This is a genomic window from Leisingera coralii, assembly GCF_049056525.1.
GTDB classification, from domain to species: domain Bacteria; phylum Pseudomonadota; class Alphaproteobacteria; order Rhodobacterales; family Rhodobacteraceae; genus Leisingera; species Leisingera coralii.
The window spans coordinates 14914-31230 of sequence record NZ_JBHUPT010000012.1 but is presented as its reverse complement, the minus strand read 5'-3'; the positions used below and the strand labels follow the sequence as shown (position 1 = coordinate 31230).

The window sequence follows — 16317 nt, the reverse complement described above, 5'->3', positions numbered from 1 at the left end:
CCCCCCGCGCCGCACCCAAGGTGCGGCGCCATGCCCAACGGGAGCGGTTGCACCCCGGCGCATCCGGCGACGGGCGGGAGTTCTGCCCAAGCTCTCAGCCCCGTGCGCCAGTGACAAAGACGCCCCGGACAGAAGGGCCAGAACGGAAGAGAACACCTGAAAAAGGGCGGCCCCGCGGGTCCGCCCTTTCTTTTTGTCAGCTGGATCCGGCTGGGATCAGTGGGCAGTTGCCCCTGCTCCCTCTTCCGAGCCCTTCAGCGCGGCTTTTTTGGCGGCTGCGGCCTCCTCGGCCTCTTCGTCCCATTCGATGGGCTCAGGCTGCGACACCAGCGCGTGCTTCAGCACTTCGGAGACATGCGACACCGGAATGATCTCCAGACCTTCCTTCACGTTGTCCGGAATCTCCGGCAGGTCCTTTTCGTTCTCCTGCGGGATCAGCACCGTCTTGATGCCGCCGCGCAGCGCCGCCAGCAGCTTCTCCTTGAGGCCGCCGATCGCCAGCGCGTTGCCGCGCAGCGTCACCTCGCCGGTCATCGCAATGTCCTTGCGCACCGGGATCTGGGTCAGCACCGACACGATGGAGGTCACCATCGCCAGACCCGCCGAGGGGCCATCCTTGGGCGTTGCGCCTTCGGGCACGTGCACGTGGATGTCCCAATGGTCGAACCGCGGCGGCTTGATGCCCAGTTTCGGCGAGACGGAGCGCACGTAGGACGACGCCGCCTCGATCGATTCCTTCATCACGTCGCCCAGCTTGCCGGTGGTCTTCATCCGGCCCTTGCCCGGCAGCCGCAGCGCCTCGATCGACAACAGCTCTCCGCCGACGGAGGTATAGGCCAGCCCGGTCACCACACCGACCTGATCCTCTTTCTCGGCCAGACCAAAGCGGTACTTCGGCACACCCAGAAACTCGTCGAGGTTCTCCGGCGTGACAGTCACGCTGTCGGTCTCTTTCTTGACGATCTTGGTCAGCGATTTCCGCGCCACCTTGGCGATCTCGCGCTCCAGGTTCCGCACCCCCGCCTCGCGGGTGTAGGTGCGGATCATCGCGGTCACCGCGTCCTCGGTCAGCTCGAACTCCTTGGCTTTCAGGCCGTGGTTCTTCACCTGCTTGGAAATCAGGTGCTGCTTGGCGATCTCGCGCTTCTCGTCCTCGGTGTAGCCCGACAGCGGAATGATCTCCATCCGGTCCAGAAGCGGGCCCGGCATGTTGTAGCTGTTCGAGGTGGTCAGGAACATCACATTCGAGAGATCATATTCGACCTCCAGGTAGTGATCCATGAAGGTGTTGTTCTGTTCCGGATCCAGCACCTCCAGCATCGCCGAGGCCGGGTCGCCGCGGAAATCCTGGCCCATCTTGTCGATTTCATCGAGCAGGATAAGTGGGTTGGTGGTCTTCGCCTTCTTCAGCGCCTGGATGATCTTGCCGGGCATCGAGCCGATGTAGGTGCGGCGGTGGCCACGGATCTCGGACTCGTCGCGCACGCCGCCGAGCGAGATGCGGATGAACTCACGGCCCGTCGCCTTGGCCACGGATTTCCCCAGCGAGGTCTTACCCACGCCCGGAGGACCGACGAGGCACAGGATCGGCCCCTTCAGCTTGGCCGAGCGCTGCTGCACCGCCAGGTATTCGACGATCCGCTCCTTGACCTTCTCCAGGCCATAGTGATCCGCATCAAGGATCTCCTGCGCCTTTTTCAGGTCCTTCTTGACGCGCGACTTGGTGCCCCACGGGATCGACAGCATCCAGTCGAGGTAGTTGCGCACCACGGTCGCTTCGGCCGACATCGGCGACATGTTCTTGAGCTTCTTCAGCTCCGCATCCGCCTTCTCGCGCGCCTCTTTCGACAGTTTGGTGGCGGCGATCTTCTCTTCCAGCTCCTGGATCTCGCCAGAGCCGTCCTCGCCGTCGCCCAGCTCCTTCTGAATGGCCTTCATCTGCTCATTCAGGTAGTACTCGCGCTGGGTCTTCTCCATCTGGCTCTTGACGCGGGTCTTGATCTTCTTCTCGACCTGCAGGACCGACAATTCGCCCTGCATCAGGCCATAGACCTTCTCCAGCCGCTCGCTGACAGAGAGCGTCTCCAAAAGCTCCTGCTTGCGCTCCACGTCGATGCCCAGGTGGCCTGCCACCAGGTCGGCCAGTTTGGCCGGCTCGGCGGTTTCACCCACGGCGGACAGGGCTTCCTCGGGGATGTTCTTGCGCACCTTGGCATAGCGCTCGAACTCGTCGCCCACGGTGCGCACCAGCGCCTCGGTGGTGGTGACGTCGCCCGGCATTTCCGCCAGCTCCTCGGCCCTCGCCTCGAAGTAGTCGTCATTCTCCAGGAATTCGGTGATCTTCACCCGGGACTGGCCCTCGACCAGCACCTTGACGGTGCCATCGGGCAGCTTCAGCAGCTGCAGCACATTGGCCAGCACGCCGACAGTGTAGATGCTATCGGTTTCCGGGTCGTCCTCGGAGGGGTCGATCTGGCTGGACAGCAGGATCTGCTTGTCGTCCGCCATCACCTCTTCCAGGGCACGCACCGATTTTTCCCGGCCCACGAACAGCGGCACGATCATGTGGGGGAAAACCACGATGTCGCGCAGCGGCAGCACGGGATAAGAGGAATTGAGTGGCTCTTGCATACTCGGTCCTTTGCTTGGCAAGACGGCCCGGCCCCGATCCCGGCAGCACTTGGCCCGTCTCCTCATTGGATGTCTTTATCTGGGGGGATGGTTAACGTTTTTCAACCAGCCCGCCGCTTGGTTGGCCCCACCTTGCCCGCAGCGCGCCCGGACCACAAGGCGCAAATGATCAAAGGGTGAGCAAAGCGCTAACATGCCCAAGGATGCGCCGGAAATGGCCGGCCGGCATGGCGCATCCGGGTCCTCAGCGCCGCTCCAGCGTCACCAGGCCGCGCTCAAAGCGGCCCGCCGCGCCGGTCTCGCTGTAGGTGCCGCTCATCCGCGACTGGTCGATCAGAAACAGCCGGTAAGTCAGGCGCAGCACATGCCCCGTCCCGCTGTCCTGCGCGCCCTCAATGTTCAGCCGCAAGAGCTGATCCGGGCCGCAGGCCAAGGTTCCCAGGGCGATTTCATCCAGAAACACCTCCGCGTCGTCCGGCAGGTCGCCGCGGCCCGCGCTTTCAGCCCGCAAGCCGCTGCCCGGCGCAGGCGGCGCGCGGTCCTCAACCGCAACCGGCATGAAGCCCAGCACCGGCGATCCTGCCATCAGACGGCCATTCCTGAAGTCCAGCGACAGAACCTCGCCGCTGCGCTGCGGCACCGGCAGCATCTCGACACGCCCTGCCGAGACCAGCCCCATTTCTCCCGGCCCCTTGCGCAGGATCCAGCGCCCGCGCAGCGCGGTGGACTTGCCCTTGACCAGCTCCTCCAGCGTGATGCTGCAGCCATCAATCGGCGGCGCCTTGAAAAAACCCGACGCCTCGGCCAGCGATCCGGGAGACTTGGTGCTTCCCGCGGTCTGCGCCTGAGCCGCCGGAGAACTGCCCAGCAAGACCGCCAGAGCAAATGCGCGCAAACAGGTCATCGCCATCCTCCCCGCTTTTGCGCGAGGATAGCAGGGAGGTCTTCACAACCGGTGAACAGGGGCGCAAAACCCGCTGCACTGGCAACCGCGGCCGGGCGTATGCTGCCCGGCCGCCGGCCTCGATCAGAGCGGCAGAGGTTTACTCAGCCGCCACCTGCTCCAGCACCGGATAATCAGTATAGCCCTCATCTCCGCCGCCATAGAAGGTTTCCGGATTGCCTTCGTTCAGCGGCGCGTCTGCCGCCAGACGGTCCACCAGATCCGGGTTGGCGATGAAGGGGCGGCCGAAGGCCACGAGGTCAGCCTCGCCCGAGGCCGTCCGCGCCAGCGCGGTTTCCCGGTCATAGCCATTGTTGGCCATATAGGTGCCGGTATACAGCTTGCGCAGCGCCTCGAAGTCCCCTTCACGGGCGCCGCCGGTCTCCCCTTCGACCATGTGCAGATAGGCCAGACCGTAGCTGTTCAGGCGCTGGATCAGCGGCGTGTAAAGGCCGGCGGGATCGCTGTCGGACACATCGTTGAAGGTCGCAAACGGCGACAGGCGCAGACCAACACGGCCGGCCTCCCAAACCGTCAGCAGCCCGTCCAGGATCTCGAAAACGATGCGGGCGCGGTTTTCCGGCGATCCGCCATAGGCATCGGTACGGGTGTTCACCCCATCCTTCAGGAACTGTTCCAGAAGATAGCCGTTGGCGGCATGCAGCTCGACACCGTCGAACCCTGCGTCCTTTGCGTATTTTGCGGCCTGCACATAGTCGGCAACCACACGCTGAATGCCTTCTGCGCTCAGCGCCTGCGGCTTGGCCGTCGGCACAAACCCTTCATGGGTGAAGGTCTGGGCCTCTGCCGCGGCATCGGTGGAAGACACAGCTTTGGTGCCTTCGGGCAGCAGCGACTCATGCGTGATCCGCCCGACATGCCACAGCTGAATGACAATCTTGCCGCCCTTTGCATGGACCGCATCGGTGACCTTGCGCCAGGCCGCGGCCTGCGCCGCCGTGTGGATGCCGGGGGTCTGGATATAGCCCTTGCCCTCGGGGCTGATCTGGCTGCCCTCGGTGATGATCAGGCCGGCGCCCGCCCGCTGGGCATAATATTCCGCATGCCGGTCCAGCACCTCGCCGGTTTCATCATCGGCCCGGTTGCGGGTCAGCGGCGCCATGACAATGCGGTTACGCAGCTCAATTGCACCAGCAGCGCTGGCGGAAAACAATTCTTGGCTCACGGGGATTTCCCTCCGGTCAAAGTTTCCAGCAACAGGAATGTTGCCGGAAAGGAGCTGTGCATTCCGCCCCCTGCGTTCAAGCGTGGGCCGGCCAGAACAGCTGCTCACCTGCGCACAGCAGACTGTTCAATTGTGCGCTATGCCAACCGCTCAACATCCCCCTGCGCGCAGGTCTCGCCGGGCTTCTTCTGCTAGGCTTCAAAGCCGCGCTTGAAACGCCCGGCAAATCGGCAACACACCCCATGAGATTTTGGCGTTTTTCGCCATAGCGTTGACTTGATTGAAGACATTTTCAATCACAGCCAAAAACAAGGGAAAATCAATGTTCCGTAATATTCTTCCGATTGCATTTGCACTCACCGTCTCGGGCTGCATGTCCTATGCACCGATCGAAACGCCGCCGCAAAAGGTTGCATTCTCCAGCCAGACCGCGCGGACCAACGTGGACAGCTTTTCGACCTCCGCAATCCGGACCATCCGCGAGGAAGGCAAAAAGAAGGTCGAGGTAAAAGGCGCCGCCTGCAAGATCCGCGGCACCGGCTATTCCACCCGCGTCGTTACGCCCGCGCTTGTCGAATTGCCGACCTACCGGGGCAAAACTGACCCGGTGCATATCTCTTGCGATGCTGGCGGAATGTCCGTGGCGGAAACTGTTGCGCCCTACAACGAGACGCTGGCCCGGCTTCAAGCCACGCAATCGTCTGGCGGCGGCCTCGTCGGTGCCCTCGCAGTTGCAATTGCCAAAGGCGTCGCCAAGTCGACACGCGACCCGTCCAAAGACGAATTCGCTTACCGCAGCGAAATTGCCCTCAAGCTCAGCGAGAGCCAGTGATGCGGAAGGCCTCCAGCGCCATAGCCGCGTTGGTTTCTTTGGCGGCGTGCGGTCCCACCTACACGCCGCCTGAAGAGGCCAAGACAATCGCCACCCGCCACAGCGCGGAGATCATCAGCTACGAAGACGCGATCATCAGGGCCGCCTTCCGGTCGGGCTCCGCAATCGCTGAAGTCGAGCAGGCGGACTGCACCCTGACGTACCGGGGGGCCACCACCCGCTTCTCTGCGCCGCACCGTGTCCGGATCCCGATCCATGACGGCCCGCAGGCGGATCTCGGCGTTGAATGCCAGGCCGAAATCGGCCCCTCTGCCGTCAAATCCGCCCGCGTCATCACGCCCAGCGTTCCGGCGCACAGCAAAGACGCGCCGGAGCAGCGGATTTATCCGGACAAGTTCGCAGTGGTCTTCAGGTAAGCCGGCTCACAACCGCTCAATATCGCCTTGCGCGCGGGTGTCGTGAAAGTCCTTCTGCCAGGCCTCAAACGTGCCTGCCGCAATCGCCTCCCGCATGCCTGCCATGATCTCCTGGAAGTAATGCAGGTTGTGCCAGGTCAGCAGCATCCCCGAAATCATCTCGTTGCTGCGGAACACATGGTGCAGATAGGCGCGGGAGTAGTTGGAGCACGCCGGGCAGGAACACTGCTCATCCAGCGGCCGCGGATCGTCCTGGTGCCGGGCGTTCTTGATGTTCACGACGCCATAGCGGGTGAACGCCTGGCCGGTGCGCCCCGACCGCGACGGCAGCACGCAGTCCATCATGTCGATCCCGCGCGCCACGGCGCCGACGATGTCGTCGGGCTTGCCCACCCCCATCAGATAGCGCGGCTTGTCCTGCGGCAGCATGTCCGGCGCAAAATCGAGGCAGCCGAACATCGCCTCCTGCCCCTCGCCCACCGCCAGGCCGCCAACCGCGTAACCGTCAAAGCCGATCTCCTTCAGCGCCCCGGCGCTTTCCTCGCGGAAGTCCTGCTCCAGCCCGCCCTGCTGGATACCGAACAGCGCATGGCCAGGCCGGTCTCCGAAGGCCTCGCGGCTGCGCTCCGCCCAGCGCATCGACAGCCGCATCGACTCGGCGATGCGGTCGCGGTCCGCAGGCAGCGCCGGACACTCGTCGAAACACATCACGATGTCGGAGCCCAGCAACCGCTGGATCTCCATCGAGCGTTCCGGCGTCAGCTCATGCCGGGAGCCGTCGATGTGGGACTTAAACGTCACGCCTTTCTCGGTCAGCTTGCGCAGGCCGGCCAGCGACATCACCTGGAACCCGCCCGAGTCGGTCAGGATCGGCCGCTCCCAGTTCATGAACTTGTGCAGCCCCCCCAGACGGTCGATGCGCTCCGCGGTCGGGCGCAGCATCAGGTGGTAGGTATTGCCCAGCAGAATGTCGGCGCCGGTGGCGCGCACGCTTTCCGGCATCATCGCCTTGACGGTCCCGGCAGTGCCAACCGGCATGAACGCTGGCGTGCGGATCTCGCCGCGCGGCGTGTTGATCACCCCCGTGCGCGCCTTGCCGTCGGTTGCCTTCAGTTCAAAGTTGAAAAGCTCTGCCATCTCGTATTCCTGCCGTTACCATGACACCGGCACACCGGTGATTCCCCCTAATGCCAAGGAGCCCCGCGCATGTCCACAGCAGACCCCGCGCCGCAATTGAAACTCGGATGGGAGGAGTGGGTCAGCCTGCCGGAACTGGGGCTGCCCGCGTTGCGCGCCAAGGTCGACACCGGGGCCCGCACCTCCTCGCTGCACGCCACCGAGATTGAGACCTTCGGGCCGCAGAACGCCCCCAAGGTGCGCTTCATGGTGCACCCGATCCCCGGCCAGTACGATCTGGAGATCCCCTGCTCCGCCCCAATCACCGACCGCCGCGAGGTCACCTCCTCCAACGGCGAGAAGGAAATGCGCTATGTGATCCAGACCGGGCTGGAGGTCGCGGGCCAGACCTGGACAGTGGAGCTGACGCTGACCGACCGGCGCGGCATGGCCAAGCACATGCTGCTGGGCCGCCAGGCACTGACCGAGAACATGACGGTCGTGCCGGGCGAGCGCTTCTGCCAGCCGCAGCTCGACTACTCGGTCTATTCCTCCGCCAGCATCCGCAAGACCGCCCCCAAGCGGGCGCTGCGAATTGCCGTGCTCAGCCGCGAGGACAATTACTCCACCCGCCGCCTGGTCGACGAGGGCGAGAAGCGCGGCCATACAGTGGAGGTGATCGACACCACCCGCTGCTACATGGCGATCAACGCGCTGGCGCCGGAAATCCACTATGACGGCAAGCGCCTGCCCCGCTATGACGCGGTGATCCCGCGGGTCGGCGCTTCGGTCACCCAATACGGCACCGCGCTGCTGCGCCAGTTCGAGGCGCTGGGCACCTTCTGCGTCAACGGCTCCGATGGCATCACTGCCAGCCGCGACAAGCTGCACGCGCATCAGGTTCTGGCCCGCAACAAGATCGGCATGCCCGCCACCGCCTTTGCCGCCTCACCCAAGGATACCGGCAGCCTGATCCAGATCGTGGGCGGCGCGCCGCTGATCGTCAAACTGCTGGAAAGCACGCAAGGAAAAGGCGTGGTGCTGGCCGAAACCAAGAAGGCCGCCGAAAGCGTGATCACCGCCTTCCGCGGCCTCAAGGCCAACTTCCTAGTGCAGCAGTTCGTCAAGGAGGCCGCGGGCGAGGACATCCGCTGCTTCGTGGTCGGCGCCAAGGTGGTGGCGGCGATGAAACGCTCCGGCGCCGATGGCGATTTCCGCTCCAACCTGCACCTGGGCGGCAGCGCCGCACCGGTGCGCATCAGCAAGGAGGAACGCAGCACCGCCGTGCGCGCTGCCCGCGCCTTTGGCCTCAATGTGGCCGGCGTCGACCTGCTGCGCTCAGAAACCGGCCCCAAGGTGCTGGAGGTGAACTCCTCCCCCGGGCTGGAAGGCATCGAGACGACCTCCTCCAAGAACATCGCCGCGCTGATCTACGACGAGATCGAGAACCGCGTCCGCCCCGCCCCGGCGCGCCGGATCAAACCCGCTGCCAGCTGATCCGCGGTTTTCCTTGACCTCCGTTCGCCCCCGCAAGATCCTGCGCGCAGAGGTTTGAAACAGAAAGCATATTCATGACCGAAAACGACCTGCTCGACCTGCTGTCCGGCAATTTGCTCTACCTGCTGGGTGCCCTCCTCCTGATCATCGTCGCGCTCAAAGGGGTCAAGATCGTGCCCCAGTCGGAGAAATACGTGGTCGAGCGCTTTGGCCGCCTGCATTCGGTGCTGGGGCCGGGCATCAACTTCATCGTGCCCTTCCTGGACGTGGCCCGCCACAAGATCTCGATCCTGGAACGCCAGCTGCCGAACGCGACCCAGGACGCGATCACCAAGGACAACGTGCTGGTGCAGATCGACACCTCGGTGTTCTACCGCATCCTGGAGCCGGAAAAGACCGTCTACCGGATCCGCGACGTCGACGGCGCCATTGCCACCACCGTGGCCGGCATCGTGCGCGCCGAGATCGGCAAGATGGACCTGGACGAGGTGCAATCGAACCGCGCCCAGCTGATCGCCCGCATCCAGGAAAGCGTCGAAAGCGCGGTGGATGACTGGGGCATCGAAGTGACCCGCGCCGAGATCCTGGACGTGAACCTCGACCAGGCCACCCGCGACGCCATGCTGCAGCAGCTCAATGCCGAACGCGCCCGCCGCGCCCAGGTGACCGAGGCCGAGGGCCAGAAGCGCGCCGTCGAACTGGCCGCCGATGCCGAGCTTTACGCCGCCGAGCAGACCGCCAAGGCCCGCCGCATCCAGGCCGACGCCGAGGCCTATGCCACCGGTGTCGTTGCCCAGGCGATCCGCGACAACGGGCTGGAGGCGGCGCAGTACCAGGTGGCGCTGAAACAGGTCGAGGCGCTCAATGCGCTGGGGAACGGCGACGGCAAGCAGACCATCGTGGTGCCGGCCCACGCGCTGGAGGCTTTTGGCGACGCCTTCAAGCTGCTGAAGGGAAGCAAGTGATGATGGACGGCGGGATCTGGACGCTCTGGTGGGTCTGGGGTGCAGCGGCGCTGGTGCTGGGCATCCTCGAAATCCTCGTGCCGGGCTTTGTCTTCCTCGGCTTCGCCATTGGCGCCGCCGCGGTCGCGCTGCTGCTGCTGGTGTCCGGCGGCAGCTGGGGCCTGCCCTTACTGCTGCTGATCTTTGCCGGCCTGTCGCTGGCGGCCTGGCTGCTGCTGAAACGGCTGTTTGCCCTGCCCAAGGGCCAGGTCAAGACCTTCGATCACGACATCAACGACTAAGGGGACCGGCCGCAGCGGCCGCCCCTCAGAACCGGAACCCCACGCCCGCCAGCAGCCCGTGGGTCACCGCATCATGGCGGAAGAAACTGCTGGTGCCGCGGGTGCCTTCCTCGTAATCGACCCCCAGCCCGCGGTACATCACGTAGATCGAGGCACGCTCCCAGCGGTCATAGACCAGCCCGCCCATGGCCGACCAGCTCTGATCAGACCCCACTCCGAACCCGCCGATGTCGCCCTCCAGCAGGATGCTGAAATCCGGCGACAGGCTGCGCTGCCAGCGCAGCCCGGCAATCGGGTCGGTCCAGTCCGCGCCCCGGCGCAAGGTGCCGCCGGGCAAGCGGGCAATCACGTCCACATCCCAATGGCGCACGCCGCCGAACAGCTCGAAACTGTCCCGCCCGCGCCCGAAGCTGTAGGTCAGCACCGCTTCGGCCACATTCTGGTCATAGGTCACCGGCAGCTCGCCGGCAGAACTGCTGGCGTCTGCGTCCGCGTCCAGCAGGGAATACCGCAGCCGGAACCCGAAACGGCTGCTGTGCCTGCCTTCAAACTGCAGCATTCCACCCGCTTGCAGCTGGTCGAACACGTCGCTGGCATCAAAGGAGACATCGCCCCCGGCCCGGCCCAGCTCGGTGGTGCTTTCCACCGAGGGCGCCAGCACAAAAGGCGTCAGCTGCCACCTCCAGTCACTTTGGGCATGGGCCGCGGCAGCACTTCCCAGCATCGTGGCGAACGCCAGCACGGCGGTCACGGCAGCCCGTACGCGGGCGGTCGGCTTTGGCATGGCTCTCCCTCCCCCGTTCCCGCCGGACACCCCCCGCGGCCGGCGTATTACATCCAGCCGCTGCGTCCAGGCAGCTCTCAAAACTTCATGGGAGAGCAACAGATTAGCGCAGAACTCCGCCCAAATCAAATACTCACGCAAAGTTGACAGGCAGATCCTGCCTGCGACCGCGCGCTGCCCCTCTGGACGCCGGGCCCCACATTTCCTATATAAACCGTCGGAAAATCAGACCGGGACCATCATGACCAATCCTTCCGAACCGCTTGAAGGCGCACCGCTGATCGCGCCCTCCTCCGTCAGCCACCCGCTGTACGAGGCCGTGGCCGATGCCTGCCGCACCGTCTATGACCCGGAAATCCCGGTGAACATCTACGAGCTGGGCCTGATCTACACGATCGACATCAATGACGAGAACGATGTGAAGATCATCATGACCCTGACCGCCCCCGGTTGCCCGGTGGCGGGCGAGATGCCGGGCTGGATCGTAGATGCGGTCTCGCCGGTGCCCGGCGTCAAAAGCGTCGATGTGCAGCTCACCTGGGAGCCGCCCTGGGGCATGGAGATGATGTCCGACGAGGCCCGGCTCGAGCTCGGCTTCATGTAAGCCGCGGGTCCGGACCTGCGCGGTGCGGCATGCCCGCCGCGCCGGTCCTGTGCCCGGGCGCTCTTGAGACAGCGGCCAGAGACTCCTAGATAAAAAGTAACGCGCGAATTTTGGAGACCCGGATGTTTGGAATTCCCGGCAAGCAGGCTGTGACAATGACGCCCAAGGCGGCGGCGCAGATCGCCAAGCTGATGCAGAAGGACGGCCGCGCCGGCCTGCGCATCGGCGTCAAGAAGGGCGGCTGCGCGGGCATGGAATACACCATGGAATATGTCGACCAGGCCGACCCCAACGACGAGGTGGTCGAGCAGGACGGTGCCCGCATCCTGATCGCGCCGATGGCGCAGATGTTCCTGTTCGGCACCGAAATCGACTATGAGGTGACGCTGCTGGAAAGCGGCTTCAAGTTCAACAACCCCAACGTCGCCGAGGCCTGCGGCTGCGGCGAGTCGATCTCCTTCAAGGAAGCGCCCGGCACCTGATCCGGCGCTCCAGGGCAAAATCCACCGGGCGGGGTCTTCCCCGCCCTTTTTGCATCACCGCTCACCCTGCAAGCGAATTGCGCCGCCCGGCTCCGGGTGCTACCAGTCACGCCCAGACAGGACATTCGGAGGCACCCCCATGCGGCGGAAACTGGCAGCAGGCAACTGGAAGATGAACGGCACCGGCGAAAACCTCGCTGAACTGGCGGCCCTGGCTGAAAGCCACCCCGCCCCGGCCGCAGACATCCTGATCTGCCCGCCCGCCACCCTGCTGTCGCGCGCCGCGGACACCGCTCAAGGCAGCGCAGTCGCGATCGGCGGCCAGGACTGCCACGCAAAACCTGAAGGCGCCCACACCGGCGACCTGTCAGCTGCGATGCTCAAGGACGCAGGCGCCTCCGCCGTGATCCTCGGCCACTCCGAACGCCGCGCCGACCACGGCGAAAGCGACGCCCAGGTCTGCGCCAAGGCTGAGGCGGCCATCGGCGAGGGCCTCACCGCCGTAGTCTGCATCGGCGAAACCCTGGCGGAGCGCGAAGCCGGCGACACGCTGAAAGTAGTGGGCACCCAACTGGCCGGCTCTGTCCCGGCCTCTGCCACCGGTGCCGACACCGTGATCGCCTATGAACCGGTCTGGGCCATCGGCACCGGCAAGGTCCCGACACTGGAGCAGATCGCAGAGGTGCACGATTTCCTGCGCGCCGAACTCAACGCCCGCTTCGGGGCTGAGACCGCAGACAGCATCCGCCTGCTCTACGGCGGCTCGGTCAAACCGTCCAACGCCCCGGAAATCTTCGCCGTCTCCAACGTCGACGGCGCGCTTGTGGGCGGCGCCAGCCTCAAGGCTGCGGACTTCTCCCCGATCATCACCGCGCTGGAAACCAGCTGAACGGCGCGCTGCGGCGCGGGCTTCGGATTTGAGTATTTTCAGGAAAGATGAAGCCAATCAGTTTTCTTCTTTGCCTAAATACTCCGGGGTGAATTGGCCCGAAGGGACAAGAGGGGCAGCGCCCCTGCCCTGAAATGAAAAACGCCCCGGTTTCCCGGGGCGTTTCTTTTTTGGCAGACCGCCTAGTTGGTTATGATTTCCGGCCCCATCACCGCGTTTGGCAGCACGGTGGACAGCCAGGGCACATAGGTGATCAGGATCAGGAACACGAACAAGACCGCCAGGAACGGCAGGGCCGCCCGCACCACGCCCATCATCGGCATCCCCGCCACGCCCGAGGTCACAAACAGGTTCAGGCCAACCGGCGGGGTGATCATGCCGATCTCCATGTTCACCACCATGATGATGCCCAGGTGGATCGGGTCGATGCCCAGCTCGATGGCAATCGGGAACACCAGCGGCGCCACGATGACCAGCAGGCCCGAGGGCTCCATGAACTGGCCGCCGATCAGCAGGATCACGTTCACCACCACCAGGAACATGATCGGGCCAAAGCCCGCCGACAGCATCGCGTTGGCGATATGCTGCGGCACCTGCTCGTCGGTCAGAACATGCTTCAGGATCAGCGCGTTTGCGATCACGAACAAGAGCGTCACGGTCAGCTTGCCCGCCTCGAACAGCGTGTGCTTGGTGTCGCTGTGGAAGAACGCCGTGACCAGCGCATAAGGCTTCTTGATCAGCGGCGTCTTGGCCGCGCCCTCGCCGTTCGACAGCGGCCCCATGTCCTTGTAGACGAAGCTCGCAATCAGGAAGGCATAGACCGCCGCCACCGCCGCCGCTTCTGTGGGCGTAAAGATACCGCCATAGATGCCGCCCAGGATGATCACGATCAGGAACAGCCCCCAGCCAGCCTCGCGGCCCGAGGTGATGATCTCGCCCCAGCCCTTCCACTCGCCCTTGGGCAGGTTCTTGACCTTGGCCATCACGTAGATGGTGACCATCAGGAACAGACCGGCCAGCAGACCCGGGATGACACCCGCCAGGAACATCCGGCCCACGGACACTTCAACCGCCGCCGCATAGACCACCATCACGATGGAGGGCGGGATCAGGATGCCCAGGGTGCCTGCGTTACAGATGACGCCAGCCGCGAACTCCTTGGTGTAGCCCACCTGCCGCATGCCTGCGATCACGATGGAGCCGATGGCCACCACGGTTGCCGGAGACGACCCGGACAGCGCCGCAAACAGCATACAGGCAAACACCCCCGCAATCGCCAGACCACCCGGCAGGTGGCCGACACAGGCGATGGAAAAGCGGATGATCCGCCGCGCCACGCCGCCCGTCGTCATGAAGCTGGAGGCCAGGATGAAGAACGGGATCGCCAGCAGGGTGAAATGCCCTTCAAAGGCTTCAAACAGCGTGCCTGCCACCGACGCCAGCGAGCTGTCGGAATAGATCAGCAGGAAAATGGTGGAGCTGAGGCCCAGGGACACCGCAATCGGCACCCCGATCAGCAACAGGCCGATCACCATCGCAAAGAGGATTACCACTTCCATCAGTCATGCTCCCCGCGCTGCGCCTGCACTTCTGCAATTTCATCTTCAACTTCATGGCTGGCGACCAGCCGGTCCGCCTCGCCGCGGGCAATCTGGAACGCCGCCTGGATGAAGCGGAACACCAAGAGCAGCATCGACACCGGCAGCACCACATAAGGCACCACTTTCGGCAGTTTCTCGTAGGAGTCACCGTAGTTGATCAGGTCCTCCAGGAACTTGAAGACCGCCACCATCGGCACGTCCTGCACCTCATAGAAGCTCTGCGAGCGGGCCTTGAAATCCAGCCCCGTCGGGAACCAGCGGCCCGAGGTGGGCGGCAGATCGGCAAACACCGCCCAGTAGTCATAGGCGCCCTTCAGCAACAAGAGCGAGAACACGATGCAGCAGCCGGCGGCAAACAGGCCAACCGCCTTGCGCGCGCCGGGCGCCAGCATGTTGACGATGGCATCGACGCCCAGGTGCGCATGGGTCTTCACCGCATAAGACGCGCCCAGAAGCACCAGCCAGGCAAACAGGAACACGGTCAGCTCCAGCGCCCACAGAATGTTGGAATTGAACACGAAGCGCGCGATCACATTGGCGAATGTAATCGCCGTCATCAGCCCCAGGAGGAGCGCGATCAGGGTTTCTTCGAGTGAGTTGATAAGCCCGCTCGGGCCGGTTCTGGACCCCGCCATGGCTGCCTCCCAAGTTTTGCGGAAAGGGGTGCAGGCGGCGGATCCCCGCGCCGCCTGCGGGAACGGGGCGCCCGTGGCGGCACCCCGGACAGGCCCGGATTACAGGCCTGCGTTGATGGCTTGCGCGGCGTCGATCTTCTCCTGGCCGACGTCGCCTGCGAATTTCTCCCACACCGGCTTCATCGCCTCGACCCAGGCCGCACGCTGCTCAGGGGTCAGCTCGCGCACCACGCCGCCGGCATCGATGATCGCCTGCTTGGCCTCGCCGTTCACCTTGGTCGACTCGGCATTCCGCACCGCGGTCACTTCCTTGAGGATGGTCAGGAACTGGTCACGCACTTCCGGCTCCAGGCTGTCCAGCCAGTCGACCGAGGTCACCACCAGGTAATCCAGCGCGCCGTGGTTGGTCTCGGTCACGCCGTCCTGCACCTCAAAGAACTTCTTGCCGTAGATGTTGGACCAGGTGTTTTCCTGGCCGTCCACAACACCCTGCTGCAACGCGCCGTAGACTTCCGAGAACGCCATTTTCTGGGGCGAGCCGCCGATCGCTTCCATCTGCGCCACCAGCACGTCGGAGGACTGCACCCGGAACTTCAGCCCGTTGGCATCCGACGGCTCCACCAGCGGCTTGTTGGCCGACATCTGCTTCATGCCGTTGTGCCAGTAGGCCAGGCCCTGCAGGCCGCGGCGCTGCATCGAGTTCAGCATCTCCTGGCCGGTCTCGGACGCCTGGAAGGCATCCACGGCTTCGATGTTCTTGAACATGAACGGCAGGTCGAACAGGCGGAACTGCTTGGTGAACTTCTCGAACTTCGAGAGGCTCGGCGCGGCCAGCTGCACGTCGCCCTGCAGCATCGCTTCCAGCACCTTGTTGTCGTTGTACAGCGTGGAGTTCGGGTAGACCTCCATGCACATGGTGCCGTTCATTTCCTCGTTCACGCGCTTTTCCAGCAGCGACGCGGCAATCCCCTTGGGGTGCTTGTCGGTGTTGGTGACGTGGCTGAATTTCACCACGATCTCGCCATCGTCACAGGCAGCGCTTGCGGCGCCTGCGGAAACAGCCAGTGCCAGTGCGGTTGCAGCAGTGGTCAGGAATTTCATCTCTTTCCTCCCAGAAAGTCATTCGAAAATTCGATGTTGCTTTCAGCGCATGGCTGAAGCCCGCCCAAAGCATCCCAAGTTGCGGAAAACCGCTCAAGAATTGATTCGGGAATCATCTGCCATCCGGAATTTCCGCAATTTGACAGATGCTTACGGACGTCTCTGAATGCGTCCCGGCAATACGGATAAAAAGCTGTGCGAAATCCCGCACAAGGTATTTCGGGCTTTGTGCGGAAAACCGCACAAATGTTAGCGCCGGACAAAATGAAAAGGGGAATCAACAGGCGGCCTGTCTGCAACATCAGGCCCGCGACCGGCCTCGGGCGGGTGCGAAGCGCCCTCCCGGGGGGGAGG

At 64.1% G+C, this 16317-nt stretch carries 16 protein-coding genes; 8 read left to right on the top strand and 8 right to left on the bottom strand.

What is annotated here, in order from left to right; translation table 11 throughout:
- Nucleotides 1-216 precede the first annotated feature (216 nt).
- The 3 genes from lon to ACFMBG_RS04710 form a co-directional block, all read right to left on the bottom strand.
- The gene (lon, locus tag ACFMBG_RS04720; protein WP_421053574.1) at nt 217-2631 is read right to left on the bottom strand and encodes an endopeptidase La; all 2415 of its coding nucleotides are present in this window, start codon (nt 2629-2631) and stop codon (nt 217-219) included.
- A gap of 244 nt (nt 2632-2875) precedes the next feature.
- Complete coding sequence (locus tag ACFMBG_RS04715) at nt 2876-3535, bottom strand: hypothetical protein (protein ID WP_421053573.1); 660 nt, start codon at nt 3533-3535, stop codon at nt 2876-2878.
- 139 nt (nt 3536-3674) lie between these two features.
- Entirely contained in the window at nt 3675-4760 is a 1086-nt protein-coding gene (locus tag ACFMBG_RS04710) for an alkene reductase (protein WP_421053572.1), read from the bottom strand.
- A gap of 322 nt (nt 4761-5082) precedes the next feature.
- On the opposite strand from ACFMBG_RS04710, the gene ACFMBG_RS04705 reads away from it, so the two are divergent.
- Both ACFMBG_RS04705 and ACFMBG_RS04700 read left to right on the top strand, forming a co-directional pair.
- Entirely contained in the window at nt 5083-5592 is a 510-nt protein-coding gene (locus ACFMBG_RS04705; RefSeq protein WP_421053571.1) for a hypothetical protein, read from the top strand.
- Nucleotides 5592-6008: a hypothetical protein gene (locus ACFMBG_RS04700; RefSeq protein WP_421053570.1), complete on the top strand. Its 417-nt coding sequence runs from the start codon at nt 5592-5594 to the stop codon at nt 6006-6008. The genes ACFMBG_RS04705 and ACFMBG_RS04700 overlap by 1 nt, the downstream gene beginning before the upstream one ends.
- A gap of 6 nt (nt 6009-6014) precedes the next feature.
- Here the strand turns inward: ACFMBG_RS04700 and tgt are convergent, their stop codons facing one another.
- Nucleotides 6015-7145, bottom strand: a complete 1131-nt coding sequence (tgt, locus tag ACFMBG_RS04695; protein WP_421053569.1) for a tRNA guanosine(34) transglycosylase Tgt — start codon at nt 7143-7145, stop codon at nt 6015-6017.
- A gap of 69 nt (nt 7146-7214) precedes the next feature.
- On the opposite strand from tgt, the gene rimK reads away from it, so the two are divergent.
- From rimK to ACFMBG_RS04680, 3 genes are all read left to right on the top strand, one after another.
- Entirely contained in the window at nt 7215-8621 is a 1407-nt protein-coding gene (rimK, locus tag ACFMBG_RS04690; protein WP_421053568.1) for a 30S ribosomal protein S6--L-glutamate ligase, read from the top strand.
- A 74-nt stretch (nt 8622-8695) separates the two neighbouring features.
- Nucleotides 8696-9586: an SPFH domain-containing protein gene (locus ACFMBG_RS04685; protein WP_421053567.1), complete on the top strand. Its 891-nt coding sequence runs from the start codon at nt 8696-8698 to the stop codon at nt 9584-9586.
- A gap of 2 nt (nt 9587-9588) precedes the next feature.
- Nucleotides 9589-9867: an NfeD family protein gene (locus tag ACFMBG_RS04680; protein ID WP_421053577.1), complete on the top strand. Its 279-nt coding sequence runs from the start codon at nt 9589-9591 to the stop codon at nt 9865-9867.
- A 25-nt stretch (nt 9868-9892) separates the two neighbouring features.
- On the opposite strand, the gene ACFMBG_RS04675 is transcribed toward ACFMBG_RS04680, so the two are convergent.
- Complete coding sequence (locus ACFMBG_RS04675) at nt 9893-10651, bottom strand: hypothetical protein (RefSeq protein ID WP_421053566.1); 759 nt, start codon at nt 10649-10651, stop codon at nt 9893-9895.
- Between the two features lie 241 nt (nt 10652-10892).
- Between ACFMBG_RS04675 and ACFMBG_RS04670 the strand changes: the two genes are divergently transcribed.
- The 3 genes from ACFMBG_RS04670 to tpiA all read left to right on the top strand — a co-directional run bounded on the left by ACFMBG_RS04670 (nt 10893) and on the right by tpiA (nt 12626).
- Complete coding sequence (locus ACFMBG_RS04670; protein ID WP_421053565.1) at nt 10893-11255, top strand: SUF system Fe-S cluster assembly protein; 363 nt, start codon at nt 10893-10895, stop codon at nt 11253-11255.
- Between the two features lie 122 nt (nt 11256-11377).
- On the top strand, nt 11378-11737 hold the full coding sequence (locus ACFMBG_RS04665; RefSeq protein WP_421053564.1) for a HesB/IscA family protein: 360 nt from the start codon (nt 11378-11380) through the stop codon (nt 11735-11737).
- Between the two features lie 139 nt (nt 11738-11876).
- Nucleotides 11877-12626, top strand: coding sequence for a triose-phosphate isomerase (gene tpiA, locus ACFMBG_RS04660; protein ID WP_421053563.1), 750 nt, complete (start codon nt 11877-11879; stop codon nt 12624-12626).
- A gap of 182 nt (nt 12627-12808) precedes the next feature.
- On the opposite strand, the gene ACFMBG_RS04655 is transcribed toward tpiA, so the two are convergent.
- From ACFMBG_RS04655 to ACFMBG_RS04645, 3 genes are all read right to left on the bottom strand, one after another.
- Nucleotides 12809-14185: a TRAP transporter large permease gene (locus tag ACFMBG_RS04655; RefSeq protein WP_421053562.1), complete on the bottom strand. Its 1377-nt coding sequence runs from the start codon at nt 14183-14185 to the stop codon at nt 12809-12811.
- Complete coding sequence (locus ACFMBG_RS04650; RefSeq protein WP_421053561.1) at nt 14185-14862, bottom strand: TRAP transporter small permease; 678 nt, start codon at nt 14860-14862, stop codon at nt 14185-14187. Before ACFMBG_RS04650 ends, ACFMBG_RS04655 begins: the two co-directional genes overlap by 1 nt.
- 99 nt (nt 14863-14961) lie before the next feature.
- A complete protein-coding gene (locus tag ACFMBG_RS04645) occupies nt 14962-15963 on the bottom strand; it encodes a DctP family TRAP transporter solute-binding subunit (RefSeq protein ID WP_421053560.1) in 1002 nt (333 codons plus the stop codon).
- Nucleotides 15964-16317: the final 354 nt, after the last annotated feature.